Below are 9,916 nucleotides of genomic sequence, written 5' to 3' on the forward strand. Positions count from 1 at the left end.
TTCATCTTGTTCATCATATTGATCCGCTCCTTTTCGAATAATGGTTGCCCTGTTTCTGACTTAATTGTATGAAATATCGCAAGAAGTAACTATCGAATTAGCTTACAGGAAAATTACACTTTTGTAAGAAAAACGAATGAAGGTGTAATGATGAGAAGGTTTGACATATGTTCATGGAATTTATTAATTTAAAAGTAGAGGTGAGTGTATGGCTAATATTAAAGATATCGCCAAGATGGCTGGGGTTTCAGTTACAACTGTTTCGAGGGTGCTAAATGATCATCCATACGTAAGTGAAGAAAAAAGGAGAGTTGTTTTAGAAATAGTTGAGAAATTGAATTACTCACAAAACGCAAATGCTGTTCATTTATCAAAAGGAAAGACGAATATTGTTGGTGTAATTCTCCCTTACATTAATCACCCGAGCTTCGATGCAATGGTAGGGGGAATGATGGAGGGAGCGTTAACTCATAACTACAGGGTGCTACTTTGCCAAACAAACTATAATAAAAAAGAAGAAATGAAAAGTTTACATATGTTAAAAACGAAACAATTGGATGGCCTTATTATTTGTTCGCGTGCAAATGATTGGGAAATGATAGAACCGTATGCTTCGTACGGCACAATCATTGCTTGTGAAGACAATGATATTTCAAATATCTCAAGTGTATATACAAATCATTCGGCAGCTTTCCAGCTAGGAATGAATCACCTTATTGAAAAAGGTTATAAAAAAATTGGTTATTGCACGGGGAGAAAGCTAGGACCGAGTAGTCAAAAGCGTTTTGATGTGTATAAGCGTCAATTGCAATCTATAGATGAAGAAGTGAATGAAGAATGGATTTTCACAGAATGTTTTACGTTAGAAGATGGTGTGAGAGTGGCTCATAAATTAAAGAAGATGCAGCATCTTCCTGAAGCATTAATAGTAGCAGGAGATGAAGTTGCGATTGGGGTTATGACGGAAGTTGGGAAATTGGGTATTCAAGTTCCTGAGAATTTAGCGATTATTGGTTTGGATAACCAACCTATTTCGCAAGTGTTACAACTTACAACCATTGATCAAAATTTGAAGGGAATAGGAAAAGCGGCTTTTGAAATGTTTTATCGGCAAATAAGTGACGAGAGTTCTAAACAAGAAAAGGTGGAAATTCCATATGAACTTGTGGAGCGATCTACAGTGTAGTTTTAATCCGTTATGTGTATAAGTGCATAACGGATTATTTTTTTGAAATACCTTTGACAGGAAACGCGTTTCATACTTTATAAAGGGGTTAAACCGGTTTGTAACAATCCATGGATTCTTTTCAAGAATAGTATTTGGAGGGAAATGCATGAATGAACTTTTATTAAGTATAAAAAAGTTTTTAGGGAATGACGAAAATGTTTTAGCCTTTGTGGTGGGGGTTTTTGAGAAGGATAATTTCACGTTATGTTATCAACATGGGATTTTTGTTGCGACTACTAGACGTCTCCTGTTTTACGGGAAATTTCCTTACTATCCTTCAACATTTAAAGAATACTCATATTTGCATATAGATAGCATAGATTTCCGCCCGTATTTCGAATTTATTTGTAATCATGAAACCATCCGAGCTAAGTATATTCAGAAGGGGAATGTGGAGCAATTTGTCCGTATAGTTAGAGCGAATGTGAATAATTAATCACCCCCCTGTTTAAACATAATATCCTGGTCTTTATGAGGAAAAATGCTGAATAAAAACAACTTCTAAACCTCTAGGAGATAGTGATACAATGTCAAATGGGGGGAGGGTATGAACTATGGTTAATCAACGTATAAAGGAAATAACACTAATTACAATTGGTTCATTATTATTCGCAATTGGTATTAATTACTTTGCAATTCCAAACCGTCTATCAGAGGGTGGAATTATTGGTTTAACGGTTGTTACGTACTATTTATTTGATTGGTCGCCGGGGATTGTGAATTTTGCTATAAATGCAATTTTACTAGCTGTTGGTTATAAATTTTTTGATAAGAAAACGATGGTTTATACAATTTTAGGGATTGTAGAAACATCTTTGTTTTTATATGTTACGGAACATATTGAGTACCATGTAAATAGTGATACTTTATTAGCGGCACTATTTGCTGGTGTATTTGTCGGTATCGGATTAGGCTGTATGTTCAAAGCTGGAGGTACATCAGGGGGATCGGCAATTTTAGCACGGTTAGCAAATCAATATTTAGGTTGGAGTGTCGGAAAAGGTGTACTTATTATTGATATCGTTGTAATTGCTGGTTCTGTATTTATAATAGGGCAAGAAAAAGCGATGTACACACTTGTTGCAGTATTCATCGGAGCGAAAGTAATTGATTTCATTGTAGAAGGAATGGATACAAAAACGGCTGTTACAATTATTTCAAATCAACCAGAGTTAATACGTGAGGCTATTACGAAAAACATGACACGCGGCGTTACTGTATTAGAAGGGCGCGGCGGATATACTGGTAAAAATAAAGAAGTTTTATATGTTGTTATTAATAAACAAGAGCTTGTTAAGTTAAAGCAAGTTATTAGTCGAGTAGATGACGATGCTTTCGTCGTTATCCATGATGTACGTGATGTACTTGGCGGAGGCTTTAAAGCGAGCTAAAAGGTGAACGAGTAAATTCGTTCACCTTTTTTTAATTCTTACAAAAATGTAAGTGTAATGTAATGAGATTCAATAGTAGATTGTATTCCTTCTTTTTAAAATGGATGTATATATATCCTGCAGAGGAGGAATGTTTATTATGAAGAAAAAAATGATCACTACTATAATAGCGATGATAGTCATAGTAATAATGTTACTACCTACGAAACTTGGACCGGTTATCGATAAATATAATCCATTTTATAAGACGAAAGAATACTATACGGTTGTGAATACAATTGGTCAGCATATTGGTGATGAGTGGTATGAATATGAATTTATTGCATTTGACGAACGTGGAAGAGAACAAAAAATAAAGAAGACTGTTAAGCATATGTTAAAGAGAGATGAAACATTAAAAGTGTACGCAAAAGGACGCTACGGCGAGTCAATTGAAGAAATTGAAGCTGTAAATATTCCCATTAATGCAAAGAGTAAACTTTTAGCGATGAGATAGTGAATTATACCCCCACCTATTTTTTGTCGAAAATAAAAATACTAGGTAGGGGTATTTTGATGTGTGCAAAAAAAGCCTTGGTCCATATGGACTAAGGCTTTTTTTAATATATAAAGGGGAAGGGGGTACATTGTAGTAGCATGAGTGAAAGGTATAAGAAGAGTAGCTACTAGCAATGTAATTTGGTTATGTGAGTGTTCTTCTTATTTGGCTTACTTGCTAACTTTATTGTACGAGATGTCAGTAAGAGAAACTATCGAATTACATTACACATAGCTTACAAACATGTAAGTCTTCTGTAATGTAATTCGATGGTTAAAAGATAGTGAATTTTATATAGTGTAATTAGAAAGTCTCACTGTATTACTTTCTGTTTGTAATATGAATGAAGAATGAAAAACCAACTACTTTTTAATAGCCTCATCTGTATGGAGATGAGGCCCTTTTTATAAACCTTACAACATTGTAAGGTTTACGTAAGTTAATTCGATAGTAAATTTGTCATATTTTTTGCATAATAGATACAAATAGATAAAAATAATTAGGGATATAGTAAGAAGGGAGAAGAATGGGATGCGTAAAGAAGAAGTAGTGAAGTTTCCAATTAAAGATTTCTGTAGCTACTTTACTGTTGCCGTAGTATGTATTGGATTATTTGATATCATAACAAACTTAATTGTTAAATAATATAGATGACAAAACAAGAAGGGAGATCCTTTCTTGTTTTTTTTATGGGGGAATAAAGGTGAAGTGGATTGATAGTCATATACATGTTGACCAATATAAGGATGAAGAGAAAAGTAAATTACTTAAAGATGTGGAGCATAGTAAAGAGATAAAGGGGCTTATTGCAGTATCTATGAATTATCAATCAAGTAAAGAAACTTTATCTTTAGCAAAACGATATTCTTTTGTACATCCAGCAATAGGTTTTTATCCGGAGCAACCGATTCATAAAGAAGAATGTGAGCAAATTTATAAATTAATTGAAGAGCATGTAGAGGATATAGTTGCGATTGGTGAAGTTGGCTTACCGTATTATTTAAGAAAAGAAGATGAGCGCATTGCTGTCAATTCGTATATATCAGTGTTACAACGGTTTGTTGAACTAGCTAGTAAATATGATTTACCAATTATATTGCATGCAGTGTATGAAGATGCTGATATTGTATGTGATTTATTGGAGAAATATAAAGTTTCGCGTGCACATTTTCACTGGTTTAAAGGAAGTGAAACAACAATGAAACGTATGATGAGGAACGGTTATTATATTTCTATTACACCAGATGTTTTGCATAAGGAGAAGATTAGAAAAATTGTTTCGTATTATCCTCTTGAATATATGATGGTAGAAACAGATGGACCGTGGGAGTTTCAAGACGATGTTATGACGCATCCGGGAATGATTAGAGAGGTACTAAAGGAAATTAGTGTTATAAAAAACATGTCTGTTGATAAGGTTATGAAAACGATATATGAAAATACGATTCAATTTTACCCCACATTAACGGGCAATAAGACTCCCACCTCAAAATTCGACTAATGCGGAGGAGTTAGGTGGGAGATCAACTGCCCGTAAAAGCCTGATTGGTTCAACTAATAACCAGTGGGGGATGGACATTAAAGTTTCACTTTATTTGAAAGGATAGGAGCGTTACTCTTATCCTTTTTATTATGGATATTTTTTCTAATATTTTCTATAATTTATGATGTGTTTAATTTGATGAAGGAAGTAGGGAAGAAAATGGGGAGAGCATATAAAAAAATAGCTGTTACAATGATGATCGGTACACTTTCACTTGCAGCGTTTGGATGTGAAGCAGAAAAAAAGGCTATCAATTCAAACGTAACACAAGAAAATAAAGAAGAACAAATTGATCCAGTAGTTGAAAAACAGATGAAAGAAAATGAGAAAAATGGCAATACGGTTGGAAACAGTTCTAATAAAGGGAAGATGGCAGAGAGTGATGGATGGGTTTACTATGCAGTAAATGGTAATAAAAATACAGGAGGCATTTATCGTACGAAAGATCAATTTCAGACTTCGGAACGTGTAGTGGAAGGTGTAAATGCTTCTTACATAAATATAAAAAACAAGGTTTTATATTTTATTCATACGGATGAAGATAAGAATGCGGGATTATCTTCTTTAATGAAGTATGATATATCTAACAAAAAGCTAGACACGTTAAAAGCGGATACAAATTATGTTTATATAAAAGACCAAACTTTATTTTATCCGAAAAAATATTCTGAGCATGGTGGTTTTGATATTGTAGGGATTGTAAAAATGGATTTGAAAACGGGACAGGAAGAAGAAGCGGCATTTAAAAATTCTGGTTGGTCTCAAACGATAGATGATAGTATTCTACATTGGAATAAAAATCGTGGAACACAAGTTACAAAAGATAATAAAACTTGGTCAAAAGAAAATTATGCAACAATATCTAGTGCTACATATGATAATGAAAAATTATATGCTGTTGTCGACTTTTCGTTACCTTTTGAAACAAATGAAGCTGAGCATGGCATATATGAAATAGACGTTCAACAAAATAATGAAAAGTTATTGGTAAAGGATGCCTTGCAGATGAATGTGAAAGGGGACACTTTTTATTATATAAAAAAGGATGGAGTATATAAGAAGAGAATGAATGGAGGAAATGAAAAAGTAATTTATAATAAAGCGGTTGAACCAACTAAATCTTATTTATATTTTGTAGCAGGAGATATGTACCTCTATACGGATAATGGCACTATCATGAATCTAGATACAAAGAAATCAAATGAAGTAAAAGATAAGAAATTAGCAGATGATGTTATGTTACAGAAAGTATGGAATGCACAGAAGGAACTTACTAATGTTCAAATGGCTGCACTAACAGGAAATCCAAAACGAGTAGGGGATTTGTCATACGGGGAATTAGTGACCCCTATTTATAATACGAAGGATAATTTAGAGACTACGCTATCTACGTATTTCTCAAAATCATTTATAGCAGAGTATATGAAGAGTAAGTATATGAAAGAGTTAAATGGAAAAATGTACTATGCTATTGGAGATCCAGGATCAAAAGCAGCAACTAAATTTACAAAAATTATTTCTGCCGAGTTAAAGGATGGAAAAATAAAAGCGCAGGTAGAAACGTATAATGACTATGATAATGTAACGGAAAAAGTGGAAGTTGAATTTATTTATGAAAATAATCAATGGGTTATTAATAATATGCCGCGTTTTGGTTTAAGTTAAAAAACCACCAAGCATTTTGCTTGGTGGTTTTATTTTAGGATTCTAATTTTTTTGCACGTCTTAATAACAATAGAAAGACAATGATGAAGAAACCAAGTATAAGGAAGAATCCATATTGTTTTACATAATCCATTATGTCGCTTGCGCTCGTTGGTTTTTCAACGTGAATGCCATCTTTATTAGTAGTAATATGAATATCCTTCATTTTCACTTCATTTGTTTCTTTTTGTAAATCAATCCATTCTATATTTGGAATACTTTCTAGATCCTTTAGTACTTCTTTTAATGGTTTCACACCTAAGTAAGGATGATAGAATGCACCGATAATGCCGTCAGATAGTTTTGCAACAGATACAGCACGTTCTTTCATTTTAGCGATAGCATGTGGCTTATCTTCTTCAATAAATCCAACTGTTTCAGGCATTAATTTCATGCCATGTAAAAAGGATGGGGTACTTGTATAAAATGGTGAGTGCATGGATTTCCAAGTTGTATCACTTAACTGTAGTTGTCCTACATAAGTTGAAAAGTATCTTGATAGTATTTCATATCCTTTTTGAGACATCGTGTAATGAGGTGCTTCAAATGCGACAGGATATAATTTGGCATCTACAAGTTCTTGAATGCCTTTTTCAATATGATCAGTTGTATATTTTTCTTCAAATTCCTCCCCTTTTTTTACGTATGCATTATAGGCATCTATAGTAGGAAAGTCATTTTTTGATTTTGGTTGTTCATGATTTGGTTGACGAATTGGCTGGTCTGTTTTTACGTCCCAAAATTCAAAACCTTCACCGGTTTCGCTATCATAAAATTGGTGAGTATAACCATGCATAATAATTGCTGCACCATCGTCTTGCATAGAGCGTAAAAGATCGACTAGTTCGGGTTTATCTTTTAAATGTACTGTCTTTCCTGTATCAGGATCTTTATATACTGGTATGACTGTCATCATGTAGGGGATCTTTTTCTCTTTTAGTAATTCAGCAATTTCTTTTAATTGATTTATATCTGCGGCTGGATGAACGTCTTCAAGACGTAAATAAGCTTCTACTTTATTTGTCGTTGGTTTTTGTCCAAAGTAAGAAAATAGCATTTCACCGACGTAATGAGAAATCCAGTCAAAGAGATTTGGTGTTGCAACGTAGTAAGATGTTTCATGTTGAACGATTAGTGGGTTCTTGTTATTTGAGCTTAAAGCGTTAGCAAGAACAGTTCCGTTTGTATCAAAAGATTGAATCAAACGTTCTTCTTCTAGAGTGTTTTTTAATTTATTACTTGGATATTCGATTTTATTAGTTCGTATATCATTATCCTTTAGGGTAATGAATGAAAAGCGATTAGATAATTGTTCAACATTTTGCCCTAAAACTAATACTGGACCTGAGAAATTTTCTATAAGTTGTTTTGCTTCAGTAGGAAACTCTTCTTTTTGTTCACCGATATAGACAATATGTGTATAAGAAGATGAATTAGTAATTTCATGAGCCTTGTTTAAACTTTTCGTAGTTATATCGTTTGTAAAATGTCCTAATTGAGTGTTAAGAATTTGAATATTATTTGTAATTTTATCTTCTTTTGTACTATATAAAACAAGTACTTTTGGTTTTGATGACGTTTGTGCAAAGGTGTGGATAGGGATAAGAAGTAAAATACTGAACAAGAGTATTATGCACTTTTTCATTCGGTCTGCTCCTATTCTATATGTAGAGTTCAATTTACAATTATATACAAGAAATACGTTGTAGTCTATGGAAGTTACATTTTTGCACGTATTTACCAGCTGTTTTTTCACAAAATCGGTCTAAAGCATGATGATAATATGTATAGTTATTTGCTATGATAAAAGAGTAAGAGAATGATAGAATGTGGGTAATTGTAAAGGGAAGAAGGCTGAAAGGGGACAAATTTCAGCGGAGAAAGAGGTAGAGGTAGTGAAGAAATTCTTTGTAGGATTTTTAGTTGTTCTTGGAGTGTACTTATATTTCCAAGGAAAGTCTGAAGGAATGGGCAAATTAGTAAATGAGACAAGCTATGTTGACTCAGAAGAAGCAAAACAGATGAAACAAATTATTATAGAGGAAGCAAAGAAAGTCAATCTTCCAGAATGGATACCTCTTACAATTGCCGAACATGAAAGTCGATTAAATCCAAGAAGTGTTGGAGATAACGGAACTTCATTCGGATTGTTTCAATTGCATCGCGGTGGTGGACTTGCACCGGATCATTTAACTGATGACGAGCTGAAAGATCCACGTACAAATGCGCAAATTGCAATGCCGCATTTAATGAAAGGATATAAGCGCGGGGTGCAAAAAGGTTTGACGGATTTTGCATTATTAAAATATATAGCAAATACATCTGGGTGGCCAGGGAATTTAGGGCCAGAGTGGACGGATAATAACATGAAGTATAACATCGGATTAGAAGATGTGTACTATCGAAATAAAGGTGTAATTAAAGAGTAGGTTTTTGATACCTACTCTATTTTTTTATGGATAATCGCGTCGTTTTGTTTTGTGAAATACGCTGCTAGTTGTATTTTTACGTCTTCTAGTTTTGTGGAAACTTGCGGTATTTTATATCCTACATATAACGGTGAAACGACAAATCTAGGAACAACTTTACAAATGATTTTTTCGTTTAAGTAATAGAAGAATAAGTTATAACTACTACATCCTTTATGGAAATCTGTCAGTATGTAACGTACAGTTTGCTGAATATAATTTGCTAGTTCATCTATGCATCCAATATCTTCAATAATGATATTAAATTCAGTAAAACCGATAATGGGACGATCTGAAATGTTGAGTTCAATGTGTTCGTTCTTTTGTACAATTACTCCTTGGAAATTGTCCTGTTCTACGTTATCGAGGTAGTTTACATATTTCATTCCAATAATCTGCATGTGTGCATGATGCAAACTTCCACCTGAGAATGGACCATGATTTTTGTATAAAATTACAGATGTGAATTCTTCATTCTTCTGTAAGTTTAACCAATGTTTAATGGAGAAACGGATTAACGATCGCATATGTTCTTCTGTATATGTCGCAATATGATCTTCACAATTATCTGTTTCGATTAGCACCGTTTGAAATGTATCTTTTAATGTAGGAAATTTGTTTTTTAGCCAAATAATTGAGCCTTCAGTTGCTAAAATATCCGTTAAATTTTCTCTGTCACAAAAAGGACATGCAGCGCTTCTATTCCGGATGCTTTCTGGTTTTTGTTTGCCGATATCGTTTAAAAAGTATAGTTGTTGTGTATCCATTTGTATATATGCCCCTTTAAAATATGTGTAAAAATCCCGCTTAATACATTCGGGAAAAGAAGAGGAAAATCCTTTAAAGGGAATAGGAAAAATAAAAGACAAGATATCCTCATTAAGATAGGGTACCTTGTCTTTTATTTTTTCTTTAATAATGTGTATGGATAATATAGATCGTTTTTATTGTGCTTCTTTTTTCTATTTTTTATTGTGTAAAAGGCAATTGCTGTACTTGCGATTACAATAATGGCTTTCTTCATATTCATTTACCCCTTTTTAT

The 9,916-nt window shown here is 33.3% G+C and carries 10 protein-coding genes; 7 read left to right on the forward strand and 3 right to left on the reverse strand.

The features are described 5' to 3' along the window. Positions 1–208: 208 nt before the first annotated feature. From MR083_RS25115 to MR083_RS25140, 6 genes are all read left to right on the forward strand, one after another. Positions 209–1,186 carry a LacI family DNA-binding transcriptional regulator gene (locus MR083_RS25115; RefSeq protein WP_001273929.1) on the forward strand — a complete coding sequence of 326 codons (978 nt, stop codon included), beginning with the start codon at positions 209–211 and terminating at the stop codon, positions 1,184–1,186. 148 nt (positions 1,187–1,334) lie between these two features. Beyond that, the gene (locus MR083_RS25120) at positions 1,335–1,664 is read left to right on the forward strand and encodes a PH domain-containing protein (RefSeq protein ID WP_242270008.1); all 330 of its coding nucleotides are present in this window, start codon (positions 1,335–1,337) and stop codon (positions 1,662–1,664) included. Positions 1,665–1,782: 118 nt separating this feature from the next. Then, positions 1,783–2,619, forward strand: coding sequence for a YitT family protein (locus MR083_RS25125; protein ID WP_000248047.1), 837 nt, complete (start codon positions 1,783–1,785; stop codon positions 2,617–2,619). Between the two features lie 139 nt (positions 2,620–2,758). Then, a complete protein-coding gene (locus MR083_RS25130) occupies positions 2,759–3,115 on the forward strand; it encodes a YxeA family protein (RefSeq protein WP_000728419.1) in 357 nt (118 codons plus the stop codon). A gap of 745 nt (positions 3,116–3,860) precedes the next feature. Next, positions 3,861–4,658, forward strand: coding sequence for a TatD family hydrolase (locus MR083_RS25135; protein ID WP_242270009.1), 798 nt, complete (start codon positions 3,861–3,863; stop codon positions 4,656–4,658). Positions 4,659–4,859: 201 nt separating this feature from the next. Then, positions 4,860–6,365, forward strand: a complete 1,506-nt coding sequence (locus tag MR083_RS25140) for a DL-endopeptidase inhibitor IseA family protein (protein ID WP_242270010.1) — start codon at positions 4,860–4,862, stop codon at positions 6,363–6,365. Positions 6,366–6,399: 34 nt separating this feature from the next. Here MR083_RS25140 and MR083_RS25145 read toward each other — a convergent pair whose 3' ends face one another. Further along, positions 6,400–8,049 carry a DUF2334 domain-containing protein gene (locus MR083_RS25145; protein WP_242270011.1) on the reverse strand — a complete coding sequence of 550 codons (1,650 nt, stop codon included), beginning with the start codon at positions 8,047–8,049 and terminating at the stop codon, positions 6,400–6,402. Between the two features lie 250 nt (positions 8,050–8,299). On the opposite strand from MR083_RS25145, the gene MR083_RS25150 reads away from it, so the two are divergent. Next, positions 8,300–8,833, forward strand: a complete 534-nt coding sequence (locus tag MR083_RS25150) for a transglycosylase SLT domain-containing protein (protein WP_000713259.1) — start codon at positions 8,300–8,302, stop codon at positions 8,831–8,833. A gap of 11 nt (positions 8,834–8,844) precedes the next feature. On the opposite strand, the gene MR083_RS25155 is transcribed toward MR083_RS25150, so the two are convergent. Both MR083_RS25155 and MR083_RS25160 read right to left on the reverse strand, forming a co-directional pair. Beyond that, on the reverse strand, positions 8,845–9,639 hold the full coding sequence (locus MR083_RS25155; RefSeq protein WP_073530332.1) for a DUF4931 domain-containing protein: 795 nt from the start codon (positions 9,637–9,639) through the stop codon (positions 8,845–8,847). Between the two features lie 134 nt (positions 9,640–9,773). Further along, complete coding sequence (locus tag MR083_RS25160) at positions 9,774–9,902, reverse strand: hypothetical protein (RefSeq protein ID WP_003266122.1); 129 nt, start codon at positions 9,900–9,902, stop codon at positions 9,774–9,776. Between the last annotated feature and the right edge of the window lie 14 nt (positions 9,903–9,916).

Origin of the sequence: Bacillus cereus group sp. BfR-BA-01408, from assembly GCF_022663305.1 — a bacterium.
GTDB lineage: Bacteria > Bacillota > Bacilli > Bacillales > Bacillaceae_G > Bacillus_A > Bacillus_A pacificus.